Source organism: Cellulomonas xiejunii, assembly GCF_024508315.1.
GTDB classification, from domain to species: domain Bacteria; phylum Actinomycetota; class Actinomycetes; order Actinomycetales; family Cellulomonadaceae; genus Cellulomonas; species Cellulomonas xiejunii.
The window spans coordinates 1,002,262-1,028,835 of sequence record NZ_CP101987.1 but is presented as its reverse complement, the minus strand read 5'-3'; the positions used below and the strand labels follow the sequence as shown (position 1 = coordinate 1,028,835).

The window sequence follows — 26,574 nt, the reverse complement described above, 5'->3', positions numbered from 1 at the left end:
GGTGCGGGACATCCCGCACGCACTGGTCGACTCCCCCGCACTCGGCGTCTCGCGTCCGACGTCAGGCGCTGCTGAGGCGGTAGCCCGCCGCTCGCAGGCCCGTCAGCAGCGCGCCGCAGTGCTCGGGGCCCTTGGTCTCGATCTGCAGGTCGACTGCCACGTCGCTGAACCCGAGGTCGCCGCCCGTGCGCAGGTGGCTGACGTGCATGACGTTGCCGCCCATCGCCGCGACGTCCCGCAGCAGGTCGGCCAGCGCGCCCGGTGTGTCCTCGACGACCACGTGCAGCTGCAGGTACCGCCCCGCGGACGCCAGGCCGTGGCGCACGACGCGCAGCAGCACCAGCGGGTCGATGTTGCCGCCCGACAGGACGCACACCACCGGCCGGTCGTCCCCCGCCGCGATGCCACGCGGGTCCGCCATGACGGCGGCGACGGCCGCAGCGCCCGACGGCTCGACCACGAGCTTCGCGCGCTCCGCGACGAGCAGCAGCGCGCGTGACAGGTCCTCCTCCGAGACGGTGCGCACCTGGACCTGGTGGCTCGCGAGCACCTCGAACGGGACGTCCCCGGGAGTCCCGACGGCGATGCCGTCGGCCATCGTGCGCAGCTCGGGCGCCGGCGTGGGGCGTCCTGCGGCGAGCGATGCAGGGTAGGCGGCCGCGCGCGCGGCCTGCACCCCCACGACGCGGACGTCCGGCCGGTCTGCCAGCGCGGCGGCGACCCCGGCGGCGAGCCCGCCGCCGCCGACGGGCACGACGATGGTCCCGGCGTCCGGCACCTGCTCGAGGACCTCGAGCGCGACCGTCCCCTGCCCGGCTGCGATGTCCGGGTGGTCGAACGGGTGGATGAGCACCGCGCCCGTGCGCGCCGCGTGCTCGTGCGCCGCCACGAGCGCCTCGTCCACGGACGTGCCGACGAGCTCGACGTGCGCGCCGTAGGACCGGGTCGCCGCGATCTTCGGCAGCGCGGCGTCGACCGGCATGAAGATGACGGCGTCGATCCCGAGGATGCCCGCGGCCAGGGCGACGCCCTGCGCGTGGTTGCCGGCGCTCGCCGCGACGACTCCCCCGGCCTTCTCCACGTCGGTGAGACGTGCCATGCGCGTGTAGGCGCCGCGGATCTTGAACGAGCCGGCCCGCTGCAGGTTCTCGCACTTGAGCCAGACGTCCGCCCCGATCATGCGGGACAGCGCGCGGCTGCGCTGCACCGGCGTGCGCTCGGCGACACCGGCGATCAGCACGGCCGCGTCGCGGACGTCCTGCGGTCCGATCACGGGGCCACGGGCGAGTCGCCCGCCGTCGTGCCGCGGGCGTCGTCGTCCTCGCGCGCGGCACGCGCCTCGGACTCCGCCTCCGCCGCCGCGGCGACGGCCCGGTCGAGGACCGGGTGCCCCTTGGCGCGGATGGGCACGTGGTCGTCCGACCCGAGCTGGGGGAACTTGTCGTGCCCGTGCAGGTACAGCACCACGGTGTTGATCAGGGCCGCGAGCGGCACCGCGAACAGGGCGCCGACGATGCCCGCGACCAGCGACCCGGTCGTGACGACGAGCAGCACGGCGACGGGGTGCAGCGACACGGCGTGCCCCATGAGGAACGGCTGCAGCACGTGCCCCTCGAGCTGCTGGACCAGCAGCACGACGCCCAGCATGATCAGCGCCGATCCCCAGCCCTGCGTGACGAGCGCGACGAGGACCGCGATGGAGCCCGTGACGATCGCCCCGACGAACGGGATGAACGACCCGAAGAACACCAGCACCGCGAGCGGGACGACCAGCGGCAGCTGCAGGAACGCGGCCCCGATGCCGATGCCGACGGCGTCGACACCGGCGACGAGGATCTGCGTGCGGGTGTAGGCGCCGAGCGTGACCCAGCCGCGCCGCCCCGCCTGGTGGAACCGTTCGCGCGACCCGCGCGGCATGAGCCCGACGACCCACGCCCAGATCCCCCGCCCGTCGATGAGGAAGAACAGCGAGCAGAACAGCGCGATCAGCGCGCCGGCGGCGACGTGCCCGACGGTGACACCCACCGACAGAGCACCTGAGGCGATCTGCTGACCGCTCGACGCGGCCGCGTCCTGCAGCTGCTCGACGTACTTGTCGAGGTCGCCCTGACCGAGGTTCAGAGGCCCGTCCGACAGCCAGCGGACCAGCTCGTCGATACCCTCACGAGCCTGCTCCCACAGCGCGGCGATGCCGTTGACGATCGACCGTCCCGCGAGCGTCAGGAGCCCTGCCACGAGCGCGAGCAGCAGGACCAGCGCGAGACCGGCCGCGGCGGCGCGCGGCAGTCGCAGGTGCCGCTGCATGCCCGCGACGACGGGCGAGAGCAGCACCGTGATCAGCAGCGCGATCGCGACGGGCACGACGATCACCTTGAGTGCCGCCAGGAGCCACAGCCCGGCGGCGAGCCCGGCGAGGATCACCAGCACGCGCCATGACCAGTCCGACCACGCGCGCACGGCCGCCGGTACCGGCTCGGGGCGTGGGGTCAGCGCGGGAGCACCCGGCGACGTCGGGCCCTGGTCGCGCACGCCCGGTGCGTTCACCGCCCGAGCCCCGCCGCGGCGAGGGCCTGCGCCAGGTCGGTCAGCAGGTCCTCGACGTCCTCGATCCCCACGGAGAGGCGGACGAGGTCGTCGGGTACCTCGAGCGCCGTGCCGGCCACGGACCCGTGGGTCATGCGGCCGGGGTGCTCGACGAGCGACTCGACACCGCCGAGGGACTCGGCGAGCGTGAAGACCCGGGTCGCCGCGCACACCGCGACGGCGGAGTCCGCCGAGCCGGTGCGGAACGCGACCATTCCGCCGAAGCCGCGCATCTGGCGGGCGGCGACCTCGTGGCCGGGGTGCCCGGGCAGGCCGGGCCACAGGACCTCGCGCACGCCGGGGTGCTCGACGAGGAACCGGGCGACCGCCTCGGCGTTGCTGTTGTGCCGGTCCATGCGGACCGCGAGCGTCTTCAGGCCGCGCAGCGTGAGCCACGCGTCGAACGGCCCGGCGACCGCGCCGGAGGCGTTCTGCAGGAACCCGACCGCGTCGCGCAGGGAGGTGGTCCCGGTGGGACCGACCATCCCCGCGGGCAGCTGGGAGCCGTCGGCCACGACGACCGCACCGCCGACGACGTCGGAGTGCCCGCCGATGTACTTGGTCGTCGAGTGCACGACCGCGTCCGCACCGAGTGCGAGGGGCTGCTGCAGGTACGGCGACGCGAACGTGTTGTCGACGACGAGCACGGCGCCGGCCGACTGCGCGTGCGTCGCGATCGCGGCGATGTCGGCGATACCGAGCAGCGGGTTGGTCGGGGTCTCGACCCAGACGACCTTCGTGCGGCCGGGCTCGATCGCGGCGAGGACGGCGTCCGGGTCGGACAGGTCGACCGGCGTGTGGTCGACGCCCCACGGGCCCAGGACCCGCGCGATGAGGCGGTAGGTGCCGCCGTAGGCGTCGTCCGGGACGACGACGTGGTCGCCCGGCCGCAGCACGGACCGCAGCAGCGTGTCCTCCGCGGCGAGGCCGGACGAGAACGCGAACGCGGCCGCACCGCCCTCGACGGCGGCGAGCGCCTCCTGCAGCGCGTCGCGCGTCGGGTTGCCGGAACGGGAGTACTCGTACCCGCCGCGCAGGCCGCCGACGCCGTCCTGCTTGTACGTCGAGACCTGGTGGATGGGCGTCACCACCGCGCCGGTGCGCGGGTCGGGGTCCTGACCTGCGTGGATGGCTCGGGTGGAGAATCCGGAGTCGGTCCAGTCGGGGTGCTGCGCGAGCGGGTCGTGAGTCACGCCCCCAGGCTAGGGCGTGGACCGTGCGGCGGCGCGGGACGGCGCGCGCCCGCCCGCGGAACAGGCCCGGGGCGGCGCCTGTTGCACGACGTGGAGCCGACAAGAGGGAGACCGTCATGGCCTCGTTGTTCGAGACGCTGCTCGGCACGTCGCTGCGCACCACGATGGTGGACGCGGAGCACGCGCTCAAGGGGCGGGACGGGTACGCGTACCCGGTGCCCGAGAAGCACGTCGTGCTGGGGACGCCGCTGCAGGGGCCGTGGCCCGAGGGGACGCGCGTGCTGTACCTCGCGTCCGGGTGCTTCTGGGGTGCGGAGAAGGAGGCGTGGCAGCTGCCGGGCGTCGTCACGACGGCCGTCGGGTACATGGGCGGCTTCACGCCGTACCCGACGTACGAGGAGACGTGCACCGGACGCACGGGCCACACCGAGACGGTGATGGTCGCGTACGACCCCACCGTGCTGTCCGACGTCGACCTCCTGCGGCACTTCTGGGAGGAGCACGACCCGACCCAGGGCTTCCGCCAGGGCAACGACGTGGGCACGCAGTACCGCAGCGCGGTGTTCTTCACGACGCCCGAGCAGGAGGCCGCGGCCCGCGAGACCCGCGACGCGTACGCCCCGCTGCTGAAGTCGCGCGGGTACGGCGACGTGACGACGGAGATCCGGTCCGTCGAGGACGCCGGCACGTTCTACTACGCCGAGGGCCCGCACCAGCAGTACCTGCAGAAGAACCCGGGCGGCTACTGCCCGGTCAACTCCACCGGCGTCGCCTGCCCGCTCCCCCCGGCCTGACGTGACTGGATTGCCCTCTCACCCCCTGGTGAGAGCGCAATCCAGCCACCCCCACCCGGGCGTGAGAGAGCAATCCAGCCACCCCCCACCCGGGCGTGAGAGCGCAATCCAGCCACCCCCACCCGGGCGTGAGAGAGCAATCCAGTTCTGTCTGCACCTGGGCGCGGGAGCTCCGGGGGCAGGTGTCGGTGGGCCGGGTCAGGATGGGCGCATGTTGTTCGACGACGTCGCCGACGCGTCCGGTCGGCTCGTGGCGACCCGCTCACGGCTCGCCAAGCGGGCGGTGCTGGTCGACGTGCTGCGGCGCGCGGCCGCGGGCGGCCCCGAGGACGTGGCGATCGTGTCGCGGTACCTGGGCGGTGAGCTGCGGCAGCGGCGCACGGGCCTGGGTTGGCGGTCGCTGGGCGGCATGCCCGGTCCAGCCGTCGCGCCCTCGCTGACGGTGCAGGCCGTCGACGCGGCGTTCGCGCACATGGCCGGCCTCGCGGGGCCGGGCTCGTCGACGGAACGGCTCGAGGCGGCGCGTGCGCTCTTCGCCGCGGCGACCGAGCGCGAGCAGCGGCTGCTCGGCGGGCTCGTCAGCGGCGAGCTGCGCCAGGGCGCGCTCGACGCGCTGCTGCTCGACGCGGTCGCGCAGGCGGCGGGAGTGCCGGCCGACGCGGTCCGGCGCGCCGCGATGCTGGCCGGCGAGACGGAGGCCGTCGCGGTCGCCGCGCTCGGCGCCGACTCCCCCGAGGACGCGCGCGCGACGCTGGACGCGTTCACGCTGACCGTCGGCCGCCCCGTGCGCCCGATGCTCGCGCAGTCGGCACCCGACGTCGCGACGGCTGTCGCCGAGCTCACGGCACGGGCAGGCGCCACCGCGGTGCCTGCCGCCGAGGTCGTCGTCGACACCAAGCTCGACGGCATCCGCATCCAGGTGCACCGGGACGGTGATGACGTCCGGGTCTACACCCGCAGCCTCGACGACGTCACCGCGCGCGTCCCCGAGATCGTCGCGGCCGTGCGGGCGCTGCCGGCGCGCACGCTCGTCCTCGACGGCGAGGCCCTGGCGCTCGACGCCGAAGGACGGCCGCGCCCGTTCCAGGAGACCGCGTCCCGCAGCGCGACCCGGGACGCGGACCTCGCTGCGTCCGCGACACTCACGCCCTACTTCTTCGACGTCCTGCACGTCGACGGCTGGGACCTGCTCGACGCGCCCCTGCGCGAGCGGCTGGCCGTGCTGGACCAGGTGGCCGCGCCGCACGTCGTCGAGCGCGTCGTCACGTCCGACGCCACGGTCGCGAGCGAGCACTTCCGGGCCGTCGTCGCCGCCGGGCAGGAGGGCGTGGTCGTCAAGGCGACCGAGGCGCCGTACGAGGCGGGCCGCCGCGGTGCCGCCTGGGTCAAGGTCAAGCCGCGCCACACCCTCGACCTCGTCGTCCTGGCCGTCGAGCGCGGGTCGGGGCGGCGCTCCGGGAGGCTGTCGAACATCCACCTCGGGGCGCGAGACTCCGCGGGTGGTTTCGTCATGCTCGGCAAGACGTTCAAGGGGATGACGGACGAGATGCTCGCGTGGCAGACCGAGCGGTTCCGGGAGCTCGAGGCCGCAGACGACGGGTGGACCGTCACGCTGCGACCCGAGCAGGTCGTCGAGATCGCGTTCGACGGCCTGCAGCGCTCGACCCGCTACCCCGGCGGCTTCGCGCTGCGCTTCGCGCGGGTGCTGCGCTACCGCGACGACAAGTCGGCCGCCGAGGCCGACACCATCGACGCCGTCCGCGAGCTCGCGACCCCTTAGGAGAGTGCGATGCGAGCGGCATCGCGCGGAGTGCCGTCGGCGCGCAGAACCTCCACCGCGCAGGCGACGACCTCGACCGTCTCCTCCTTGAGCAGCACAACGTCGTGCGTGGACCCGGAGGCACGCGGGGAGCCCGGCGCGAGCGACTCGACGAGCTCGCTCCGTTCGACGCGTCCCGACCACAGCACGCGATCGAGGCCCTTCTGATAGAGCCGGTGGGACGCGACGGCCTCGTCGTTGGGCGCCCCGGCGCACCACCAGACGACGCCGGACCAGCGCAGCACGACGGTCCGTTGATCGATGTCATCCGGGTGCGCGCGCAGTGCCAACGTGAGGACGGCGTCCTGCGACACGATGACCGCTTCGGGGGCATTCGGTTCCCACAGCACGCCGAGGTCGTGATCGATCACATGCTCTGGCACGCCCCGACGTTAACGTGTTTCGACAGGACGACGATCAGTCCTGTCGAGCAGTCCGTCATCTTCGCGCGCGTCCTGCGCTACCGCGACGACAAGACCGCGGCGGAGGCCGACACGATCCACACCGTGCGGTCGTACGTCACGTAGGTTCGTACGGTGCCTCGCGACGACGCGCTCTTCCGGGAATTGGTCGCTCCGTTCGAGCCTCCGGTGGATCACGATCTGATCCGGTCGATCGAGGCGGAGCTCGGCATCCGACTGCCCGAGGCCTACATCAGACTCTCCCGGGTCCACAACGGCGGGCATCTCGCATTGAACGCCCACAGGACTGAGCAGCCGACGACATGGGCGACGGACCACGTCGGCATCACATCGATCGCCGCGATCGGGCGCACGGCACCTTTCAGCCTCTGCGGCGAGCTCGGCAACGCGTTCTGGGTGCGGGAATGGGGCTACCCCGACATCGGCGTCTACTTCGCGGACTGCCCATCCGCCGGCCACGACATGATCGCCCTCGACTACCGGGCTTCTGGAGAACCTCGTGTCGTGCACGTCGACCAGGAGGTCGACTTCCGCATCACAGCGGTTGCAGCCAACTTCGCCTCCTTCGTCGACGGCCTCGTACCAGAGTCCGACTTTCCGTAATCGTGTTCCCTGCACGACGTTCAAGGGGATGACCGACACGATCGACACCGTGCGCGCGCTGCTGCCGTAGCCCGCAGGAGGCATTCCGGGACGGCCGTCGCGCCGAACCCGGCGGCCGGACCTACGGTGGTGACACGGCTCGGCTGTCGGGGGGAACGCCATGAACCGCACCATCAGCATCCTGTTCCGCGCGATCCCGCTGGCGATGGGAGCGGTGTGCCTGGCCTTCGGCCTGTACATCCTGTCCGGGAGCGACGACGCCGCGCACTTCGTCGCAGGTCACGTCAACGTCGCACTGACCGCGATCTGCATCGCCCTGTTCACCACGGCGGCGACGATCATCCGGCAGCTCATCCACCGCTACGGCGAGGTCTGGGAGGTCCTGCTGCCGGCGCTCGGGTACGCGGTCGCGGCGGCCACCGTCATCTGGGGCATCATCGTCGTGCTCGAAGGTGACGAGGCGCAGCACGTCGTGGCCGGGCACGTCATGCTCGGCATCGGCTTCATCGCCGCGTGCGTGAGCACCGTGGCGGCGGCGTCGACGAAGTTCGTCCTCATCGCGGCGAACGGCGCCCGCAGTCCGGACAGCGGCCCGCCCGACGGTGCATACTCGCGCGGCGTCGGCGCCGTGCTCATCGCCATCCCGGCCGTGCTCGCCGTGACAGGGCTCGTGATCGCCGCGACGCTCTACGCACGGGGGACGACGCCCGAGCTCGTGGCGGCCCACGTCCTGACGGGCCTGTCGCTGATCTGCGCGGCGCTCGTCGCGCTGGTCGCCAGCATCGTGCGGCAGGTCCGCAACGAGTTCGGCGACGCCGAGCGGTTCCGCTGGACGTGGTGGGTCGTGGCCATGGGGACGATCAACGTGGTCGTCGGCATCGGGGTCCTGCTGGCCTCGGACGACCCGGCCCGCCTGGCGCCGGGCACCGTGCTGATCGGGCTGGGGCTGATCTGCTTCAGCATCCTGTCGAAGGTCGTGCTGCTCGCCCTCGTCTGGCGCCGGAAGTTCGCGCTGGCCAACCGCATCCCGATCATCCCCATCGGCACCGCGCTGGCCTGCCTGTTCTTCGCCGCGTTCCTCTTCGAGGCGACGACGCGGCAGGCCGGGTACTTCGTCGGGGCGCACGTCCTCGTGGGGCTCGGCGCGGTGTGCTTCACGCTGTTCTCGATCGTGTCGATCCTCGAGGCGGGCACGTCGGAGTCCTGAGGTCGCCCGCCGCGGCGTGCCGCTGCGCTGCGCGGCCGCGCCCTGTGAGGCAGGGTGTCCGCGTGGACGAGACAGCCGGGACCCTGCCGACCCCCGTGGACGACACCGAGCCGCCCCCCGTGGCCGTCACGGTGTGGCGGTACGTGGCCGCCGCCCTCGTCTGCGGGTCCGCGATCCTCATGTTCGCGGTGCACGTGCGGCCGCTCGCGTACGTGCCCCTGGTCGTGGGCGTCGCGCTGGCGTGGGCCGTCGACCGGGTGCTGGGGCGGGACCTGCTCGTCATCGCCGCGGGCATGGGCATCGTCAGCACCATCCCGCTGGCCGCGGACCTGTCCGACCTGGGCATGGTGCAGTTCACGATCGCGCTGTCCCTGGCCGTGATCGTCCCGTACGTGCTCTCGCGGCACGTCAACGGTGACCGCGTCATCCGGTTCCCGTGGCGCACCGGCAGGCGGTGGACGCGCACGCAGTGGGCGTACCTGCTGTTCGTCGTCGGCGCCGGGTACCTCGTGCTGCCGTTCTACTTCCTGTCGTCGGGCGCGTACCGCAACTGGCCGACGGTCGTCGAGGGGCAGGAGATCGCGCGCCTGTTCGTCGGGGTCAACGCCGTCGGCACGTGGGACGAGCTGTTCTTCATCTGCACGGTGTTCGCGCTGCTGCGCCGGCACTTCGGGCTGTGGACGGCCAACCTGCTGCAGGCGATGGTCTTCGTCTCGTTCCTCTGGGAGCTCGGGTACCGCGAGTGGGGTCCGCTGCTGACGATCCCGTTCGCGCTCATCCAGGGCTTCACGTTCAACCTGACGAAGTCGCTGACGTACGTGCTGGTCGTGCACCTGCTCTTCGACGCGGTGGTGTTCATGGTGCTCGTGCACGCGCACACCCCGGAGCTGTTCGACATCTTCGTCACCGCGCCCGCGCGCTGACACCTCACCGACGAGGAGACCCCGATGACCGACGCCCTGACCACCTGGGCCGGCAGCCACACGTTCCGCGGCGGGCCGGTCGTGCACCCCGAGACGGTCGACGAGGTCGCGGCCCTCGTCGCCGACGCCCGGCACGTGCGGGCGCTCGGCTCACGGCACTCGTTCCACGACCTCGCGGACGGCCCCGGGACGCTCGTCGTCCTGGACCGGCTCGACGTCCCCACCGTGATCGACCCCGACGCGGCCACCGTCACGGTCGGCGGCGGGGTGCGGTACGGCGAACTCGCGCGTGACCTGCACGCCGCCGGCTGGGCGCTGCACACCATGGCGTCGCTGCCGCACATCGCCGTCGCGGGGACCGTCGCGACGGCCACGCACGGCTCCGGCGTCACGGCACCCAACCTGTCGGCCGCCGTGCGAGGGCTGGAGATCGTCGGTGCGGGCGGTGAGGTGCGCACGCTGGGCCCGGAGGACCCGGAGCTGGCCGGCTCGGTCGTCGCGCTGGGCGGCCTGGGCGTCGTGACGCGCGTGACGCTCGCGATCCAGCCGACGTACGACGTCGCGCAGGAGGTCTGGCTCGACCTCCCGTGGCGCACGGCGCTCGAGCGCTTCGACGCGCTGATGTCGTCGGCGTACTCGGTCAGCCTGTTCACCGACTGGATCGGGGACGCCGTGGGCCAGGTGTGGCGCAAGCACCGCGTCGACGGTGACGCGTGGACGCTGCCGGAGGCCGGCGACGTCCTCGCAGGGGCCCGGCCCGCGCCGGGACCCGTGCACCCCGTGCCGGGACCCGACCCCGAGGCCTGCACCCAGCAGGGCGGGGTCCCCGGGCCGTGGCACGAGCGCCTGCCCCACTTCCGCCTCGACTTCACGCCCTCGGCCGGCGCCGAGCTGCAGTCCGAGTGGCTCGTCCCCCGTCAGCACGCCGTCGCCGCGATCGAGGCGCTGCGCGGCATCGCGCACGTCACGTCGCCGCTGCTCCTGGTCAGCGAGATCCGCACGGTCGCCGGCGACGACCTGTGGCTGTCGACCGCGCACGGCGGGGACCGGGTGGCGCTGCACTTCACGTGGAAGCCGCTGCGCGCCGAGGTCGACGCCGCGCTGCCGGTCATCGAGGAGACGCTCGCGCCGTTCGACGCCCGCCCGCACTGGGGCAAGCTGTTCTCCGGGCCGGGCCTGGACCGCACGTGGCAGGACCTGTACCCGCGGTGGGACGACGCCCGCGCGCTGCTCGGTCGGCGCGACCCCGAGGGCCGCTTCGGCAACGACTTCCTGCGCCGCGTCGGCCTGCGCAGCTGAGCCGCGGCGCGGGTCCCGCGCCACCCCTCGCCTGGGACTCCGTGCCCGCCACGGCCCGCTGAGGGGCATCTGCGCCCTCACGCCACCGGGGTGGGCTCCGCCTGCGCACGCGCCGCCGCCACGGCCTCGGCGACCCGGCGCTCCGTGGCCGCGGCACGTCGGCGAGCCCGCCACCGGCCGGTCACGACCGCCGCGAGGACCAGCAGGACCAGCGCGAGAGCCGCCCTGGGCACCGCCGCCGTGGACACGCTCGCCGTCACCGGGTCGAGCCTCGACCCGTCCACCACGACGTGCGGCACGAGGCGCACGGTCGCCGTCAGGCGCAGCAGCGGGCGGACGTCGTCCACGCGCACCGCGACGGTCGTCCGCTCCCCCGGCAGCAGCTCCGGGACGTCGACCTCCACGACCTGCCCGCCCCAGCCGAAGGGCCCGGCCACCGTCACGGTCGCAGGACCCCCCACCCGGACGTTGCCGGTGTTGACGACGTCGACCTCGACGTCGACCGCTCCGCCCGCCGTCGGGTCGAGGCTGCCGTGGTGCACGGCGCGTGGCCCCTCGAGCGCCGCACCGGGAGCCAGCGGACCGTCGACGCGCAGGTGCAGCCGCGCGCCCAGACGCCGGTCGACGCTCACGCCGTCGGCGCGGGTGCTCGCCAGGGACGTCACGACGCCGCCGGCGTGGTCGCCCGGCTCGGCGTCGTCCGGGACGCGCAGCGTGAACGGCACCGTGACGCTCGCGCCCGCCGGGACCACCACCTCGGGCGCCGCGACGTCGGTCCACGCACCCACACCCGTCGACGGCTGGTCCGGTCGCAGCAGGTCCAGCACGCCGCGCGTCGTGGTGAACGCGTCGGCGACGTACACCCGCAGCGTCGTCGGGGCGGTGCCGTGGTTGCTGATGACGACGGCGTCCTCGATCGTCCCGCCCGGTGCCGCCGTGTAGGCGAAGTTGGCGCGGCCGGCGGCATGCGGCTCGGCGTCGGCGGGACGGACGCCCCAGGTGACGGTCGCGTCGGTGCTCGGGTCGACGGCGACGGCCGACGCGGGCTGCGCGAGGACGACGGGCAGCGCCGTGCCCGCCAGGGTGGCGAACAGGGTGGCGAGCAGGGCGACGAACAGCGCGGTGGCCCGGTGGCCGGGGACGGGCGACGGCGACGTGTGTGCGCGAGTCATGCGAGCACTCCTGGGCTGTGGTGGGGACGGGGGTGGCGGACCTGTCGGACGGCCCCCGTCGGTGGAGCCGACGGGGGCCGTCCGACGTCCGTCAGCTCAGCGCCGTGAGCGTGAGCGTCGCGGAGTACCGGCCCTCGGTGACCGAGACCGGCAGCCGCAGGTCCAGCTCGGCACCCAGCAGCACGCTGCCGCGCTCGTGCCCCGCGGCGGCGGACCCCAGGACCGCCGGCTCCGCGAGGCCGTCGCCGGAGACGAACCCGGAGGCCACAGCCGCACCGGGCGTCGCGCCGCCGGTGTTCTCGGTCGCCGACGGCGCCCACCCCAGGTGCTTGCCGTCGACGACCCGGTCGCCGGCCACGAAGTCGCTGACCTGGCCCGACAGGGACCACGCCGGCGCGTCGCGCCGCGTGTCCGTGACGCGCACCGGGTTGAGCGCACCTGCCGCCCGCAGGTGGTCGCCCGCCTGCTCAGCCACGCCCAGGTCGACCAGGTCGTTGCTGCCGTCGACGGCCCAGACGAACTCGCCCGGCTCACCGGCCTGCTCAGGCACCGTCACGGCGAGCTGCTGCGCGTCGCCGGCCGGGACCTCGACGCCGTCCTCGACCACGCGCTTTCCGCGCGCGTCCTTGGTGATCGTGAAGGCGTCGTACAGGTCGCCGACCCTCTCGGGGGCGGCGCCGTTGAGGGCCGCGACGTACGACTCGTAGCGCAGCGTGCCGCCGTCGACGGTCACCACCTGGTACGTCGAGACGTCCGCCCCCCGCTTGACCTGCGTGGCGCCGTTGCGCGTCCACACGTTCTCGCCCTCGGGCGCGAGCGTGTAGTACTTGCCGCCCGAGTTCGCGACCGCGTACACCGGGCCGCTCGTGACGCCAGGCGTGCCGGTCGCGGTCGTGTCCTTGTAGCCGCGGGCGTACGTGTGGTCGTGGCCCTGCAGGACGAGGTCGATGTCGTGCTTCTCGAACACCGGCACCCACGCGGCGCGCAGCAGGGGCTCGTCACGCCCGCTGGACACGCTGTAGACCGGCTGGTGGAACGTCGCGACCGCCCACGTGTTCGGGTTGGTCGCCAGCACGTGGTCGAGCCACGCCGCCTGGAAGTCGATCCACAGCTTCCCGGCGTCGGGGCAGCCCTCGCTGCAGGCGGGCAGGTCGGACGGGGTGAGGAAGCCGGAGTTCCGTGTCGCGTTCAGCGTGATGAACCGGACGTCCTGGTAGTCGACGAAGTAGACCGTCTCGCCGGCGAACCTCTCGAAGTGGTCGAGGTACGCCGCCGTCTGGCGCGCGGCGGGCGTGTCACCCTCGGCGAGCTTCGCGAGGTCATCGGTCGTGGCGCGCGTCGGGGAGTTCAGCGCGTACGTGAAGTTCGCCTTCCAGTTCCGCATCGTCTGGTCGCCGCTGTACTCGTGGTTGCCCGGCGCGGCCAGGACCTGGGTGGTCATCGCGGACTCGCCCATGCCGGAGAACCAGTTGGTCCACTGCGTCTGGTTGCTCGCCGTGTCGATGAGGTCACCGGCGTGCACGCTGCCCACGGCATCGGGTGCCTTGGCGTTCGCCGCCTGCACGACGGCCGGCCACGTGGTGTCGAGGCTGATCTGCGCGTCGCCGTAGTAGAGGAACGAGAACGGCTCGGCCGCGTCGGACGCGGTGCGGAACGTGCGCCAGGGCGTCCAGTCGCCCCCCTGCCCGACGCGGTACTCGTACCGCGTCCCCGCCGCCAGCCCCGTCAGGGTGGCCGAGAGGTGCGTGTGCTCGCCGATGGTGTCGGTGACGGTCGCGGCGACCGTCGCTGCGGTGCCGCCGGTGCGTCGGTACTCGACGGCCGCCGGCGCGCTGGACGTGCTGCGCCACGTGACGAACTGCGACGTGGTCGCCTGGTCGGTCGGGGTGAGGATCAGCCGGTCCGTCGCCGTGCCGGTGTCGGCAGCGACGGGGGTGGCGGTGGCCAGCGCTCCGCCGGCGACGACAGCACCGCAGGCCAGAGCAGCGGTGAGCCGGTGCCGCAGGGGCCCGGCTGCACGAGGGCGGGACGGGAGTGGCGTTCGCATCGAGCGTCTCCTTGCGTCGGAAGATGACGCCCCGAACGGTGTCGGGCCGAGGCGACGCGCGGTCGTACGGACGGTGTACGGCTGGGCACGGGTGGGAACACTCTGAGGTCCTGCCGCCGGGCCCACGGGACGTGCGAGGGTGAACCGGTGCGCACCCTCGGACTGATCGGCGGCATGAGCTGGTACTCCACGCTGGAGTACTACCGGGTCATCAACACGGCCGTGCACGAGGCGCTCGGCGGGCACCACAGCGCGCACCTGCTGCTGGAGTCCGTGGACTTCGCGCAGGTGCGCGAGCTGCAGCTGGCCGAGGACTGGGCGGGCGCGGGCGACCTCCTCGCCGCCGCGGGCCGTCGGCTGCAGGGAGCGGGCGCCGACGCCGTCCTCATCGCGACGAACCTCATGCACAAGGTGGCGCCCGCGGTGGAGGCCGCCCTCGACGTCCCGCTCCTGCACATCGCCGACGCGGTCGCCGACGTCGCGACGGGTGCGGGCTGGGGCACCGTGGGTGTCGTCGGCACGCGCTGGGTGATGGCCGAGCCGTTCTACGCCGACCGGCTCGCGACCCACGGCATCACGACGCTGGTGCCGGACGCGGCCACGCAGGACGAGATCGACCGGATCATCTTCGACGAGCTCGCGCACGGCCACGTCCTGGACACCTCCCGTGCCCGTCTCGCCGCGGCCGCCGCGCAGCTGCAGGAGCAGGGGGCCGACGCGGTGGTGCTGGCCTGCACCGAGCTCGAGCTGGCGCTGACCGGGCCCGGCCCGGTGCCGCTCATCGAGTCCGCCCGCGTGCACGCGCTGGCCGCCGCCCGGTTCGCGCTCGGCGGCCCGACGCCACCGGTGACGCCCGGGGCCTGACCGGCGCCGTCAGACGTCCCAGGACGTCACGCGCGTCGTGAGGTCCGTCCAGCCGTCGCGGCCCAGGGGCGAGAGCGTGCGGACGCGTCGCCCCGGGTGCAGCCGCGGGTCGGCGTCGTAGCGGCGGCCGAGCTCGGTCTCGGCGCCGGCGTCACCGGCGTCCGCCCGGACCAGCAGGTCGGCGACCTCGTCCGCGAGCACGGCGACGTCCTCGGGCGCCTCGTGCAGCTCCGCGCCCCACACGTCCCACAGCAGCAGCTCGTCGCGGCGACGGTGCGCGAGCTCGAGCAGCACGTTCCCCCGCACGAAGTCCGGTCCGCACAGCTCCGGCAGCTCGCGCGCGACACCGTACGCACCGAGGTCCAGCCCGTCGCGGCGGTGCGCGAGCCACAGCTCCGCGGCGGTCGCGAACGGTGCGTCCAGCCCCGTCGGCAGGTCGAACGGGTCGAACGGCTCCCCGGCCGGAGGCGCGGCACCGAACGCCGCGTCGAGCTCGGGGTCGGCGCGCACCCAGCGCCGGCCGTCCCAGCGCTCGACGACGACGTGGTCGTGCGCGAAGCCCGGGGTGAAGTACCGGGCGAACCCGATGCGGGACCGCGCGGGGATGCCGTGCTCGCGCAGCAGGCCCACGCCGAGCAGCGTGTGGTCCCGGCAGCACCCCGCGAGACGGGCGGTGGCCGGGCGGCCCGCCAGCGGGGCGGGCGACAGCGCGAAGCCGGCCGTGAGGATCGCGTCCAACCACCGCAGGTCGACCGTCGGCAGCCGGTCGGCGTCGAGCGTGTCCGCCTCGGCCCGGTAGTGCGCGATCAGCCCCGTCGCCGCGGCCTGCACGTCAGCCGGGTCGGTGCCCAGTGCGGCGAGCACCGCGGCGTGCCGGCCGGGGTCGCTGTAGGGCGAGTGCCGCGCCCACTCCGCAGGGCTGCCCGTCGCGTCCTGCACGCCGTCCGGCATCGCCGCCTCCGTCCCGGGTCCCGCGTCGGGCTCCCATGAGGGTAGACACCCCGTCGCTGCCGGACTCGTCGGGGCGGACGGGACCGGGCGGGTCCCGACGTGCGAGCGCCGCCGGTGCCCTCGTCGGGGCGACCGGCGGCGCACGGTGGGACGTCGTCAGCTCACGCCGACGATGTCCACCACGAACACGAGGGTGTCCCCGCCCTTGATGCCGGCCTGCGGCACGCCGCGGTCGCCGTAGGCGAGGTGCGACGGGATCGACAGCAGCACGCGCGAGCCGACCTGCTGGCCCACGAGGCCCTCGTCCCAGCCGGCGATGACGGCGCCGACGCCGATCGGGAAGCTGATCGACGAGCCACGGTCGAACGAGTTGTCGAAGACGCCTCCCTGCCACGCCTGTCCCAGGTAGTGCACCTCGATGTCCTGCCCCGCCTCGACGAGCGCGCCGTCGCCGCGGCTGAGCACGACGACCTCGAGCTCCTCCGACGGCGCGGAGTCCGGGAACGTGAGCGTGGGCTTGGTGCCGGGTGCGCCCGAGACCTCGGGCAGCGCTGCGGCCATGGCGGTTCTCCTTCGATGGATGACAGTGCCCGACCATCCTGCCCTGCCCACCGGGCCCTCGCCGCACGGGCACCCGGCGACGCTCAGCGCCCGAGGACCCCCGCGAGCCAGCGCAGCTGCGCCTCGAGCTGGAAGGCCCCGCCGCCCTCGTGCTCGTTGAACTCGTACACCTCGATGGCACGCTCCGGGCGGGAGCCCGCGAGCGTGCCGTAGTGGTTGTACGCCGCGAAGACGGTGGACGGCGGGCAGATCGGGTCGCGCAGCGCGACCGAGAACAGCGTGGGCGCCGTGGCACGGCGCGCGAGGTGCACGCCGTCGAGGTACGACAGCGTCCGCAGCGCGGCGGCCTTGTGGTCGCGGTGCACCGACAGGTAGGTGACGAGCTCGTGGTACGGGTCGGCGTCGGTCAGGGCGATCGCGCGCTGGACGTGGCACAGGAAGGGCACGTCGGGCATGGCCGCCGCGAGGCCGTCGGTCAGCCCCGCGACGGCGAGCGTCATGCCGCCGCCCTGGCTGCCGCCGGTCACCGTGACGCGCGCCGGGTCGACCCCGGGCAGGGACCGCACGGCCTCGACCGCACGGACGCCGTCGGTGTAGACCCGCCGGTAGTAGTGCTCGGCGGGGTCGAGGATCCCGCGCGTCAGGAAGCCCGGCGTCTGCGGCCCCGACCCGACCGGGTCTGGCGTGTCGCCGCCGCTCCCCCACCGCGAGCCCTGGCCGCGGGTGTCCATCAGCAGGTGCACGTACCCGGCCGCGGCCCACGCGAGGCGCTCGTGCGGGCGCCCGCGGCCGCCGCCGTACCCGATGAACTCCACGACCGCCGGCAGCGACGACCCGTCCGTGGCCGACCCCGCGGGCCGCGTGACCCACGCCTTGATCGGGTGCCCACCGAACCCGGCGAACGTCACGTCCTCGACGTCGACGAGCGTCAGGCCCGCGTCGTACGGCTCACGGCGCACGTCGAGGTCGAACGCGCGCGTCTCCGCGAGCGTGGCGGCCCAGAACTCGTCGAGGTCCGCGGGTTCGTCGAGCTCCGGCAGGTAGCGCTCGAGCTCGGGCAGGGGCAGGTCGAACAGCGCCATCGCGGTGGGTCCTTTGCGGGTACGTCCCAGGGGTCGGCCGATGCTAACCCGCGCGCGGACGCCTCCTACGGGACCGGCACGGCCCGCGCATCAGCGCGTGAGGAACCCCAGCAGGTCGTGGCGTGTCAGGACGCCGACGGGCCGCCCGTCGTCGACGACCATGAGCGCGTCCGCCTTCTCGAGCGCGGCGCGGGCCGAGTCGACCGCCTCGCCCGACCCGATCAGCGGCAGGGGCGCGGACATGTGCGCGTCGACCCGGTCCGCGAGCGACGCGGCACCGGAGAACACCGCATCGAGCAGCTCGCGCTCGCTCACCGAGCCCGCGACCTCACCGATCATCACGGGCGGCTCGGCACCGACCACGGGCATCTGCGAGACGCCGTACTCGCGCAGGATCTCGATGGCGTCGCGGACCGTCTCGGTGGGGTGCGTGTGCACCAGGGCGGGCAGGTCGCCGCCCTTGGTCCGCAGCACGTCGGCGACCGTCGCGCCCTGGCCACCGGCGAGGAACCCGTACGACCGCATCCAGGAGTCATTGAAGATCTTCGACAGGTACCCGCGACCGCCGTCGGGCAGGATCACGACGTAGACCGCACGCGCCGCCGCCGCCGGGTCGGCGTCCTGCAGCGCCCGCGCGTGACGCAGCGTCGCCTCGACCGCCATGCCGCACGAGCCGCCGACCAGCAGGCCCTCCTCGCGCGCCAGCCGGCGCGTCATGGCGAACGAGTCGGCGTCCGAGACCGCGATGATCTCGTCGGGGACCGCCGGGTCGTACGCCGTCGGCCAGAAGTCCTCACCGACGCCCTCGACGAGGTACGGGCGCCCGTCGCCCCCGGAGTACACCGAGCCGGCCGGGTCCGCGCCGACGACGACCACGCGTCCGCCGTCCGCGGCCCGGCGGTCCGCCGACGCGTCGTGCAGGTAGCGCCCCGTGCCCGTGATGGTGCCGCCCGTGCCCACACCCGTGACGAGGTGCGTGATGCGCCCGTCCGTGTCCGCCCAGATCTCCGGGCCCGTGCTCGCGTAGTGGCTGGCCGGGCCGTGGACGTTGGCGTACTGGTTGGGCTTCCACGCGCCGGGGGTCTCGCGCGTGATGCGGTCCGAGACGGAGTAGTACGAGTCCGGGTGGTCGGGCGGCACGGCCGTCGGGGTGACGACGACCTCGGCGCCGTACGCGCGCAGCACGTCCCGCTTGTCCTGGCTCACCTTGTCCGGGCACACGAAGATGCAGCGGTACCCCTTGCGCTGCGCGACCAGCGCGAGCCCGACCCCGGTGTTGCCGGACGTCGGCTCGACGATGGTGCCGCCCGGCTGCAGCTCACCCGACGCCTCGGCGGCCTCGATCATGCGCAGCGCGATGCGGTCCTTCACGGACCCACCGGGGTTGAGGTACTCGACCTTGGCGAGGATCGTCGCGGTCAGGCCGGCGGTGACGGACGTGAGCCGGACGAGCGGGGTGCCGCCGACGAGCTCGGAGACGTGCTGGGCGTACTTCACGCGTCGATCCTCTCATCCGCCCCGCCGCCGCCCCGTGCATGCCCGTGCAGCCCCGCCGGACGACGGACGCCCCGCCGGCCGAGTGGCCGACGGGGCGTCGAGTCGTGCAAGGAGCGGTCAGTCGCCGCGCAGGATGGCGAGCAGCCGCAGCAGCTCGAGGTACAGCCACACGAGCGTCACGATGAGGCCGAACGCGGCCGACCACGCGAACTTCGCGGGCACGCCCTGGTCCACGCCGCGCTTGATCGAGTCGAAGTCCATGATCAGGCTGGCCGCGGCCAGACCGACGGCCACGAGACCGACGACGACGCCCAGGAAGCCGGAGCGCAGCGGGCCGTAGCCCTCGCCGACACCGAAGAGCACGAGACCGAAGTTGACCAGCGAGTACAGGAGGTACCCGGCCATCCCGATGAGCACGGCGCGCTGGAACTTCGGCGTGACGCGGACCTTGCCGGAGCGGAACAGGAACAGCGAGACCGCGAACACCGAGAGCGTCGCCAGCACGGCCTGCCCCACGAGGCCGTTGAACGCGGCCTCGTAGTACGCGCTGATCCCACCGACGAAGACGCCCTGCGCGACCGTGTAGAGCGTGATGAGCACCGGGCTCGGGTTCTTCTTGAACGCGTTGACCAGGCCGAGCACCAGGCCGACGATCGCGCCCACGATCCACAGGCCGGGCGCGACCACCCACGTGGCGGCGGCCACGACGACGAGCAGCGCGAGGAGCCCGCCGGTCTTGACGATGACGTCGTCGTAGGTGAGGCGTCCGGTCTCGCGCGTCGTCGCGGGGGGCGCGTCGTACATCTGCTCGAGCGTCGCGGCGTCCGCGACCTGCGCGCCGGGCGTGCCCCACGCGGGGCCCTGGGTGGCGGTCTGCTGACCGCCGCGGCGCTGCTGGCGCGGGTCACCGAAGACGGGACTGTTGTTGAAGACGGGGTTGGTCATGCGGCACCTCTGGGTCGTGGCCGGCCGGGAGATCATGTCGACGTCCTGCACAACGTAGTGGGTGCCCCGGACGTTCCCCACCGGGGACTACCCCGGTCGGCCCCTGCCCGGGTCTCGTTCTTCCGGATGATCCCCCTGACGCAGGATCGGTCGCGGGACGGTGCCGCGCGACCTCGCGGAGGAATAGCGTCGTCGGCGTGAGCACAGCGACGCGAACCACGACGCGAACCCAGGGGACCCGATGATCGAGGCGCACGGACTGACCAAGAGGTACGGCAGCAAGACCGCGGTCGACGGCGTCGACTTCACGGTGCGGCCGGGACGCGTGACCGGCTTCCTCGGGCCCAACGGCGCGGGCAAGTCGACGACGATGCGCATGATCGTCGGCCTCGACCACCCGACCGCCGGCACCGTGACGGTGCAGGGCCAGCCCTACGCGAAGCTGCGCTCCCCGCTGACCGAGGTGGGCGCGCTCCTCGAGGCGAAGGCCGTCCACCCCGGACGCTCGGCGCGTCAGCACCTGCGGGCGCTCGCCGCGACGCACGGCATCGGCGACAAGCGCGTCGACCAGGTGATCGAGCTCGCCGGGCTGGGTGCCGTGGCGAAGAAGCGCGTCAAGGGCTTCTCGCTCGGCATGGGTCAGCGCCTGGGCATCGCCGCCGCGCTGCTCGGTGACCCCCACACGCTGATCCTCGACGAGCCCGTCAACGGCCTCGACCCCGAGGGCGTCGCGTGGGTGCGCGGCCTGGCCAAGCACCTGGCCTCCGAGGGGCGCACGGTCTTCCTGTCCTCGCACCTGATGAGCGAGGTCGCGGTGACGGCCGACGACCTGCTGGTCATCGGGCGCGGGCGGATCGTCGCCCAGGGCCCGGTGGACGAGGTCGTGTCGCGCGCCACCACCACGACGGTGCGCGTCCGCAGCCCGCACGCGAGCGAGCTCGCGGCGGCCCTGTCCGGCCCGCGCGCCACGATCGACGCGCTCGAGCCCGGGCTGCTGGAGGTGCACGGCCCCACCGCGGAAGAGATCGGGGAGCTCGCCGCCGCCTCGAACTTCGTGCTGCACGAGCTCACGCCGGTCAGCGGCTCGCTCGAGCAGGCCTACATGTCCCTGACGGCCGACTCGGTCGAGTACCACTCCGGTGTCCCGGACGACGCCGCGTCGATCCCCACCGCCGCCGGGACGACCGGCCCGACCAGCACGGAGGCGCACCGATGAGCACCGCGACCACCCCCCGCACCGCGTCCGCGCCGTCGGCGTCCGTTCCGACCGCCGCGCGTGTCACGCCGTGGCACGTGCTGCGGTCCGAGTGGATCAAGCTCTGGACCCTGCGCTCGACGTACTGGACCGTCGCCCTGACGGTCGCCGTGCTGGTGCTGCTGGCCTGGGCGATGGCGTTCTCGTTCAGCCTCGCTCCCGAGGGGACCTACCCGGGCGCCGACGGCAGCGCCGGGATCGTCTACATGCTCCTGGGACCGGGGCAGATCTTCGGCTCGCTCGTCCTCATCGTGCTCGCGGCACTCACCGTGACGGGTGAGTACACCACCGGACAGGTGCGCTCGACCTTCGCGGCCGTGCCCCGCAGGCTGCCCGTGCTGTGGGCCAAGGGCCTCGTCGTCGCGCTCGTGTCGTTCGCGACCGCGGCGGTCGGCACCGCGCTGTCGCTGCTGCTCGCGGGGGCTCTCGAGCCCGCCATGCGTCCCGACTGGGCGGACCCCGAGATGCTGCGCGTCGTCGTCGGAACGCCGCTGTACATCATGACGCTCGCGCTGCTCGGGTTCGCGGTCGGGGCACTGCTGCGCAACTCGGCGGCGGCCATCGCGACCACGATCGGCTTCGTGCTCATCATCGAGAGCGTCCTCAACCTGATCCCGTGGAAGGCGCTGGAGTACGTGCGGCCCTTCCTGCCGTCGTCCGCCGGCGTCCGTGTGGCAACGCCGCAGGAGATGCTCGACATGACCGACAGCATGGCCACCGTGGCCGTCAGCCTGAGCCCGTGGGCCGGGTACGCGGTCCTGGTCGGCTGGGTCGCCGTCATCCTGCTCGCGGCCGCAGTGCGGCTGCGCACGCGCGACGTCTGAGAGGTCCGCGCGAACCGACGCGGCGCACCACCGCCCTGGAGGGGGACGGCGGTGCGCCGCGTTCGTCGTCCGTGGGTGCCGTCAGGCGGCGACGTCGGGTGACGCCTTCGCGTCCCGACGCGCCTGGCGTCGCGCCGCTCCCCGCTCCCGGCGCCGCTCGACCAGCGTGTAGAGCACCGGCACGAGCACCAGGGTCAGCAGCGTCGAGGTGAACAGGCCGCCGATGACGACGATCGCCAGCGGCTGCGAGATGAACACCCCACCGCCGGTGAGCCCGAACGCCATGGGCACGAGCGCGAAGATCGTCGCCGCGGCCGTCATGAGGATGGGCCGCAGCCGCTTGCGCGACCCCTCGGTCACCGCGTCGTCGATCCCGCGTCCGCGCTCGCGGTACTGGTTGACCAGGTCGACCAGCACGATCGCGTTCGTCACGACGACCCCGATGAGCATCAGCACGCCGATCAGCGCGGGCACGCCCAGCGGCGTCCCGGTGAGCAGCAGGCCGAGCAGGGCGCCGGTCGCCGCGAACGGCACCGACACCATGAGGATCAGCGGCTGCAGCAGCGACCGGAACGTCGCGACCATCACGACGTAGACGATCGCGAGCGCGACGAGCAGCGCGAGCCCGAGGTCCGCGAACGCGTCCTCCTGGTCGGCCGCGACGCCGCCGATCTCGACGCTCGCACCGGCCGGCACGTCGACGTCCTCCAGCGCGGTCCGCATCCGCTCCGTGAGCCCGCCGAGGTCCTGGTCGGCCGGCGTGGCCGAGATCGTCGCCGCGCGCTTGCCGTCGATGCGGGTCGTGGAGACCGGCACCTCGACCTCCTCGACGCTCGCGACGGACGTCAGCGGGACGATGCCGGTGGCCGTGGGCAGCACGAGCTGCTCGACCTCGGCCACGCTCGCCGGTGCGGGGACCGTCACGACGGTGACGTCCACGGGCCCGGCACCGAGGTCGACCGTGCCGATCGGCTGCGGGCTCATGAGGCCGGCGACCGTGCCCACGACCGCGGTCTCGGTCAGCCCGGCGGCTGCCGCGGCCTCGCGGTCGACCGTGACGCGCACGGTCGGCTGGTCCGCGGACAGGTCGTTGGTGACGTCCGTGGTGCCCTCGACGTCGGCGACGACGTCGCGCACCTGCGCGGCGAGCTGCTCCAGCTCGTCGGGGTCGTCGGCCTGCACCACGACGTCGACGGTCGACGACCCGAACGCGGCGTCGGCGCCCGCCACGACGACGTCGCCGTGCCCGTCGCTGCCCGACAGGTCGGCGACGGCCTCGCGCACGTCGTCGGCGACCGCGGTGTTGTCGGAGTCGTCCGTGAGGGTCAGCGCGAAGGACGCACGCGGTGCCCCCCCGCCGCCGAACACCGCCTCGATGCCGCCGGCCGAGCCGACCGTGGTCTGCACGGTCTGCACGCCCTCGACGCCCAGCAGGACCTCCTCGATCTCCTGCGCCGCGGCATCCTGCGCCTCGAGCGAGGTGGCCGGCGGGAACGTCTCGGTGACGGTGAGGGTGTTCTGGCCGGCGTCACCCAGGAAGTTGGTCTCCAGGCGAGTGGCCAGGCCGAGCGTCCCGGCGAAGACGACGAGGGCCGCGAGCAGCGTGACCACGGGGTGGGCGATCGCGCCGCGCAGCGTGGCCAGGTACGACCGCTGCATCCAGGAACGACGCTCCTTGGCCTCCGCGGCGGCACGCACCTCCTGCGCACCGGCCCCCTCGACCACGTCCGCCTTGACGAACCAGTACGCCAGGACGGGCACGATCGTCAGCGACACGAGCAGGGACGCGACCAGCGCGATCGCGGTGGTGAAGGCGAACGGCCGGAACAGCTCGCCGACCATCCCGCCGACCAGGCCGATGGGCACGAACACCGCAGCGGTCGCGATGGTCGAGGCGGTGATCGCGCCCGCCACCTCGCGCACCGCGGTGACGATCGCGTCGCGCTTGCCCTCGCCGTACGACAGGTGCCGCTTGATGTTCTCGATGACGACGATCGAGTCGTCGACGACGCGGCCGATCGCGATGGTCATCGCGCCGAGCGTGAGGATGTTCAGCGAGTACCCGGCGACCTGCAGGCCGATGAACGTCACCAGCAGCGACAGCGGGATCGAGATCGCCGAGACCAGGGTCGAGCGGATCGAGCCCAGGAACAGCAGGATGACGACGACCGCGAACAGCAGGCCGAGGCCGCCCTCGGTGGCCAGGCCCTCGATGGACTCCTCGATGAACGGGGCCTGGTCGAACACCACGGCGATGTCGACGTCGCCACCGAGCTGGTCGCGCAGCTCGTCCACCGCGTCCTGCGCGCCGTGCGACACGTCGACGGTGTTGCCGGCGGGCGTCTTGGTGAGGGAGACGGCCAGGGCCGGCTCGCCGTCCAGCCGCGACAGGCTCGCCGCAGGCACGGGGGCGACGACCACCTCGGCGACGTCGCCGAGGTTGACGGCCTGGCCGGTCGCCGAGCCGAGCAGCGGGAGCGCACGCAGGTCGTCCACCGAGGTGATCGGCGAGCCCGCCTGGACGGACAGGGTGAGGTCGCCCTCGTCGACCGTGCCGGTGGGCAGCACGACCCCGTTGTCCTGCAGGATCGTCTGCACCGCCGCCGGCGACAGGCCCGCCGCGGTGAGGGCGGGCAGGTCGAGGGTGATCGTGACCGCCTGCTCGGCCACGCCCGTGACGGCGACCTCCCGGACGCCGTCGACCTGCTCCAGGCGCGGCACCACGACGTCCTCGACGACCCGGGCCAGCGCGGCCTGCGGGTCCTCGCCCTCGCGCACGTCGTCGGGGGTCCCGGCGACCGCGAGCTGCACGACGGGCAGGTCGTCGATCGACCCGGTCACGACCATCGGGTCGACGCCCTCGGGCAGCGCCGAGCGGATGCGGTCGACGGCCTGCTGGATGTCCTGGGCCCGCGCGTCGACGTCGACGCCGTAGGTCAGCTCGACCGTCGTCGTCGAGACCGACGTGGAGGACGTGGAGGTCACGGACTCGACGTCCGCGACGGCGGAGACCGCCTGCTCGATGGGTTCGGTGAGCTGCTGCTCGACGAGCTCCGGCGAGGAACCCGGGTCGACCGCAACGACGACCGCCGTGGGGATCTGCAGCGACGGGATGAGCTCCTGCTTGAGGGAGCCGAGGCTGAACCAGCCGAAGACCGCGATCGCGACCGTCACGAGCGCGACGACCGAGCGGTTGGCCAGCGAGAGCCGGGCGAGGCGGGACACGGGTTCCTCCGAGGGGCAGGGCGGCGGTCGTGACGGGGCGGGACGGGTCCGCGTCGTCGCGGCGTAGGGCGACAGTACGTGCGGGTCCGGGGACCGGCACCCGCCAACCCAACGGATGCCGGGTTCACGGGGGTTCCCGGCCCCGACGTGGGGCTGGTCACTCCCGCGGCCCGTGACGGGGCCCGAGGTTAGGCTCACCTGATGAGCATCACCGGCCGGACCGCCCTGCCCCTCGTGGCCCCGCGACGCCCCGCACCGGTGCTGGGTGAGGTGGTGCGGACGCAGCGCCTGACGCCGCACCTCGCGCGCGTCGTGCTCGGCGGCCCGGGACTGCGACCGCTGGCCGACCCGGTCTGCGCCGACTCGTACGTCAAGCTCGGCTTCCTCCCCGACGGCGCGCTCGACGGCTGCCCGCTGACGGACGACGGCCGCGTCGACCTCGCGGCGCTGCGCGCCGGTCTCCCCGAGGGCGTCCAGGTGCGCCAGCGCGCGTACACGATCCGCGCGTGGGACCCGGCGACCCGTGAGATGACCCTCGACTTCGTCGTGCACGGCGACGAGGGCCTCGCCGGGCCGTGGGCGGCGGCCGCGGCGCCCGGCGACCGCGTGCTGGTCCACGGGCCCGGCGGCGCGTGGGACCCGAGCCCGGACGTCGACGTGCACCTGCTCGTCGGTGATGCCAGCGCCCTGCCCGCGGTCGCGGTCGGTCTGGAGCGCCTGCCCCGTGACGCCGTCGGTGCCGCGTTCGTCGAGGTGCACGGCCCCGACGACGAGATCGCGCTCGACGCACCCGCCGGCGTCACGGTCACCTGGCTGCACCACGGCGACGCCCCCGCGGGGTCCACGCTCCCCGAGGCCGTCCGCGCCTGGCCGACCCCCGCGGGACGCATCGGGGCCTTCGTCCACGGCGAGGCCGGCGCGGTCAAGGAGCTGCGCGCGCACCTGCGCACGCACGGCGTCGCCCGCGCGGACCTGTCCATCTCCGGGTACTGGCGCCTCGGCGCCGACGACGAGAGCTGGCGCGCGAGCAAGAAGGCGTGGAACGCGCAGATCGAGGCCGCGGAGGCGGCCGCGGGGCTGGACTGAGAGAGTCACCGGGGAACGTCGAGAAGCTGGTCGCCCACCCATCCAGGTACCGGCGCCACCCCGGCGCCCCGAGGGACGGAGACCGCCACGCCCCGGTACCTGCTGATCGTCGACTTCCGGTCCGGCCCGGACCCCAGGCGGGTCGTCGACGGCGCGATCGCGGACGCAGCCACGATGCGCGACTGGCTCGGCACGGCCGACGGGCGCTGAACCGGCCGCCCG

Annotated in this window: 22 protein-coding genes; 10 read left to right on the top strand and 12 right to left on the bottom strand. The window is 73.7% G+C overall.

Annotation, left to right across the window (positions count from 1 at the left end; all coding sequences use genetic code 11):
* Positions 1 to 61: 61 nt before the first annotated feature.
* Genes ilvA through NP048_RS04840 form a run of 3 tightly spaced genes read right to left on the bottom strand, consistent with a single transcriptional unit; the run spans position 62 to position 3,776 of the window.
* Positions 62 to 1,273, bottom strand: a complete 1,212-nt coding sequence (gene ilvA, locus NP048_RS04850; protein ID WP_227578359.1) for a threonine ammonia-lyase — start codon at positions 1,271 to 1,273, stop codon at positions 62 to 64.
* On the bottom strand, positions 1,270 to 2,544 hold the full coding sequence (locus NP048_RS04845) for an AI-2E family transporter (RefSeq protein WP_372456846.1): 1,275 nt from the start codon (positions 2,542 to 2,544) through the stop codon (positions 1,270 to 1,272). Before NP048_RS04845 ends, ilvA begins: the two co-directional genes overlap by 4 nt.
* Positions 2,541 to 3,776 carry a cystathionine gamma-synthase gene (locus NP048_RS04840; RefSeq protein ID WP_227578358.1) on the bottom strand — a complete coding sequence of 412 codons (1,236 nt, stop codon included), beginning with the start codon at positions 3,774 to 3,776 and terminating at the stop codon, positions 2,541 to 2,543. Before NP048_RS04840 ends, NP048_RS04845 begins: the two co-directional genes overlap by 4 nt.
* A gap of 116 nt (positions 3,777 to 3,892) precedes the next feature.
* Between NP048_RS04840 and msrA the strand changes: the two genes are divergently transcribed.
* Both msrA and NP048_RS04830 read left to right on the top strand, forming a co-directional pair.
* Entirely contained in the window at positions 3,893 to 4,570 is a 678-nt protein-coding gene (gene msrA, locus NP048_RS04835; protein WP_227578357.1) for a peptide-methionine (S)-S-oxide reductase MsrA, read from the top strand.
* A gap of 211 nt (positions 4,571 to 4,781) precedes the next feature.
* Entirely contained in the window at positions 4,782 to 6,350 is a 1,569-nt protein-coding gene (locus NP048_RS04830) for an ATP-dependent DNA ligase (protein WP_227578356.1), read from the top strand.
* On the opposite strand, the gene NP048_RS04825 is transcribed toward NP048_RS04830, so the two are convergent.
* The gene (locus tag NP048_RS04825) at positions 6,347 to 6,772 is read right to left on the bottom strand and encodes a hypothetical protein (RefSeq protein WP_227578355.1); all 426 of its coding nucleotides are present in this window, start codon (positions 6,770 to 6,772) and stop codon (positions 6,347 to 6,349) included. The genes NP048_RS04830 and NP048_RS04825 overlap by 4 nt on opposite strands.
* Before the next feature lie 153 nt (positions 6,773 to 6,925).
* Between NP048_RS04825 and NP048_RS04820 the strand changes: the two genes are divergently transcribed.
* The 4 genes from NP048_RS04820 (at position 6,926) to NP048_RS04805 (ending at position 10,843) form a co-directional block, all read left to right on the top strand.
* A complete protein-coding gene (locus NP048_RS04820) occupies positions 6,926 to 7,414 on the top strand; it encodes an SMI1/KNR4 family protein (protein ID WP_227578353.1) in 489 nt (162 codons plus the stop codon).
* 160 nt (positions 7,415 to 7,574) lie between these two features.
* Positions 7,575 to 8,621, top strand: a complete 1,047-nt coding sequence (locus tag NP048_RS04815; RefSeq protein WP_227578352.1) for a DUF2776 family protein — start codon at positions 7,575 to 7,577, stop codon at positions 8,619 to 8,621.
* 179 nt (positions 8,622 to 8,800) lie between these two features.
* Positions 8,801 to 9,544, top strand: coding sequence for a CPBP family glutamic-type intramembrane protease (locus tag NP048_RS04810; RefSeq protein WP_227578503.1), 744 nt, complete (start codon positions 8,801 to 8,803; stop codon positions 9,542 to 9,544).
* A 24-nt stretch (positions 9,545 to 9,568) separates the two neighbouring features.
* Positions 9,569 to 10,843 carry an FAD-binding protein gene (locus NP048_RS04805; protein WP_227578351.1) on the top strand — a complete coding sequence of 425 codons (1,275 nt, stop codon included), beginning with the start codon at positions 9,569 to 9,571 and terminating at the stop codon, positions 10,841 to 10,843.
* Positions 10,844 to 10,920: 77 nt separating this feature from the next.
* Here the strand turns inward: NP048_RS04805 and NP048_RS04800 are convergent, their stop codons facing one another.
* Together NP048_RS04800 and NP048_RS04795 are read right to left on the bottom strand one after the other, a co-directional pair.
* Positions 10,921 to 12,015, bottom strand: a complete 1,095-nt coding sequence (locus NP048_RS04800; protein ID WP_227578350.1) for a WxL protein peptidoglycan domain-containing protein — start codon at positions 12,013 to 12,015, stop codon at positions 10,921 to 10,923.
* Positions 12,016 to 12,106: 91 nt separating this feature from the next.
* A complete protein-coding gene (locus NP048_RS04795) occupies positions 12,107 to 14,062 on the bottom strand; it encodes a purple acid phosphatase family protein (protein ID WP_227578349.1) in 1,956 nt (651 codons plus the stop codon).
* 147 nt (positions 14,063 to 14,209) lie between these two features.
* Here NP048_RS04795 and NP048_RS04790 point away from each other — a divergent pair, with 147 nt between their 5' ends.
* Positions 14,210 to 14,926, top strand: a complete 717-nt coding sequence (locus NP048_RS04790) for an aspartate/glutamate racemase family protein (RefSeq protein ID WP_227578348.1) — start codon at positions 14,210 to 14,212, stop codon at positions 14,924 to 14,926.
* Positions 14,927 to 14,935: 9 nt separating this feature from the next.
* Here the strand turns inward: NP048_RS04790 and NP048_RS04785 are convergent, their stop codons facing one another.
* The 5 genes from NP048_RS04785 to NP048_RS04765 all read right to left on the bottom strand — a co-directional run bounded on the left by NP048_RS04785 (position 14,936) and on the right by NP048_RS04765 (position 19,962).
* Positions 14,936 to 15,877, bottom strand: a complete 942-nt coding sequence (locus NP048_RS04785) for a transglutaminase-like domain-containing protein (RefSeq protein WP_227578347.1) — start codon at positions 15,875 to 15,877, stop codon at positions 14,936 to 14,938.
* A gap of 156 nt (positions 15,878 to 16,033) precedes the next feature.
* The gene (locus NP048_RS04780) at positions 16,034 to 16,438 is read right to left on the bottom strand and encodes an FKBP-type peptidyl-prolyl cis-trans isomerase (protein WP_227578346.1); all 405 of its coding nucleotides are present in this window, start codon (positions 16,436 to 16,438) and stop codon (positions 16,034 to 16,036) included.
* 83 nt (positions 16,439 to 16,521) lie between these two features.
* Positions 16,522 to 17,520, bottom strand: coding sequence for an acetylxylan esterase (locus NP048_RS04775; RefSeq protein WP_227578345.1), 999 nt, complete (start codon positions 17,518 to 17,520; stop codon positions 16,522 to 16,524).
* A gap of 90 nt (positions 17,521 to 17,610) precedes the next feature.
* Entirely contained in the window at positions 17,611 to 19,017 is a 1,407-nt protein-coding gene (locus NP048_RS04770) for a cystathionine beta-synthase (RefSeq protein ID WP_227578344.1), read from the bottom strand.
* A gap of 117 nt (positions 19,018 to 19,134) precedes the next feature.
* Positions 19,135 to 19,962 carry a Bax inhibitor-1/YccA family protein gene (locus NP048_RS04765; RefSeq protein WP_227578343.1) on the bottom strand — a complete coding sequence of 276 codons (828 nt, stop codon included), beginning with the start codon at positions 19,960 to 19,962 and terminating at the stop codon, positions 19,135 to 19,137.
* A gap of 241 nt (positions 19,963 to 20,203) precedes the next feature.
* On the opposite strand from NP048_RS04765, the gene NP048_RS04760 reads away from it, so the two are divergent.
* Positions 20,204 to 21,178, top strand: coding sequence for an ABC transporter ATP-binding protein (locus tag NP048_RS04760; protein WP_227578342.1), 975 nt, complete (start codon positions 20,204 to 20,206; stop codon positions 21,176 to 21,178).
* Complete coding sequence (locus tag NP048_RS04755) at positions 21,175 to 22,041, top strand: ABC transporter permease subunit (protein ID WP_227578341.1); 867 nt, start codon at positions 21,175 to 21,177, stop codon at positions 22,039 to 22,041. The genes NP048_RS04760 and NP048_RS04755 overlap by 4 nt, the downstream gene beginning before the upstream one ends.
* Before the next feature lie 81 nt (positions 22,042 to 22,122).
* On the opposite strand, the gene NP048_RS04750 is transcribed toward NP048_RS04755, so the two are convergent.
* On the bottom strand, positions 22,123 to 25,266 hold the full coding sequence (locus tag NP048_RS04750; protein ID WP_227578340.1) for an efflux RND transporter permease subunit: 3,144 nt from the start codon (positions 25,264 to 25,266) through the stop codon (positions 22,123 to 22,125).
* 201 nt (positions 25,267 to 25,467) lie between these two features.
* On the opposite strand from NP048_RS04750, the gene NP048_RS04745 reads away from it, so the two are divergent.
* On the top strand, positions 25,468 to 26,352 hold the full coding sequence (locus NP048_RS04745) for a siderophore-interacting protein (RefSeq protein ID WP_227578339.1): 885 nt from the start codon (positions 25,468 to 25,470) through the stop codon (positions 26,350 to 26,352).
* Positions 26,353 to 26,574: the final 222 nt, after the last annotated feature.

Coding starts and splice junctions, on each gene's coding strand:
- NP048_RS04830 (WP_227578356.1), top strand. CDS start 4,782: ATGTTGTTCGACGACGTCGCCGACGCGTCCGGTCGGCTCGTGGCGACC.
- NP048_RS04760 (WP_227578342.1), top strand. CDS start 20,204: ATGATCGAGGCGCACGGACTGACCAAGAGGTACGGCAGCAAGACCGCG.
- NP048_RS04800 (WP_227578350.1), bottom strand. CDS start 12,015: ATGACTCGCGCACACACGTCGCCGTCGCCCGTCCCCGGCCACCGGGCC.
- NP048_RS04805 (WP_227578351.1), top strand. CDS start 9,569: ATGACCGACGCCCTGACCACCTGGGCCGGCAGCCACACGTTCCGCGGC.
- NP048_RS04795 (WP_227578349.1), bottom strand. CDS start 14,062: ATGCGAACGCCACTCCCGTCCCGCCCTCGTGCAGCCGGGCCCCTGCGG.
- NP048_RS04755 (WP_227578341.1), top strand. CDS start 21,175: ATGAGCACCGCGACCACCCCCCGCACCGCGTCCGCGCCGTCGGCGTCC.
- NP048_RS04765 (WP_227578343.1), bottom strand. CDS start 19,962: ATGACCAACCCCGTCTTCAACAACAGTCCCGTCTTCGGTGACCCGCGC.
- NP048_RS04780 (WP_227578346.1), bottom strand. CDS start 16,438: ATGGCCGCAGCGCTGCCCGAGGTCTCGGGCGCACCCGGCACCAAGCCC.
- NP048_RS04815 (WP_227578352.1), top strand. CDS start 7,575: ATGAACCGCACCATCAGCATCCTGTTCCGCGCGATCCCGCTGGCGATG.
- NP048_RS04745 (WP_227578339.1), top strand. CDS start 25,468: ATGAGCATCACCGGCCGGACCGCCCTGCCCCTCGTGGCCCCGCGACGC.
- NP048_RS04775 (WP_227578345.1), bottom strand. CDS start 17,520: ATGGCGCTGTTCGACCTGCCCCTGCCCGAGCTCGAGCGCTACCTGCCG.
- NP048_RS04810 (WP_227578503.1), top strand. CDS start 8,801: ATGTTCGCGGTGCACGTGCGGCCGCTCGCGTACGTGCCCCTGGTCGTG.
- msrA (WP_227578357.1), top strand. CDS start 3,893: ATGGCCTCGTTGTTCGAGACGCTGCTCGGCACGTCGCTGCGCACCACG.
- NP048_RS04785 (WP_227578347.1), bottom strand. CDS start 15,877: ATGCCGGACGGCGTGCAGGACGCGACGGGCAGCCCTGCGGAGTGGGCG.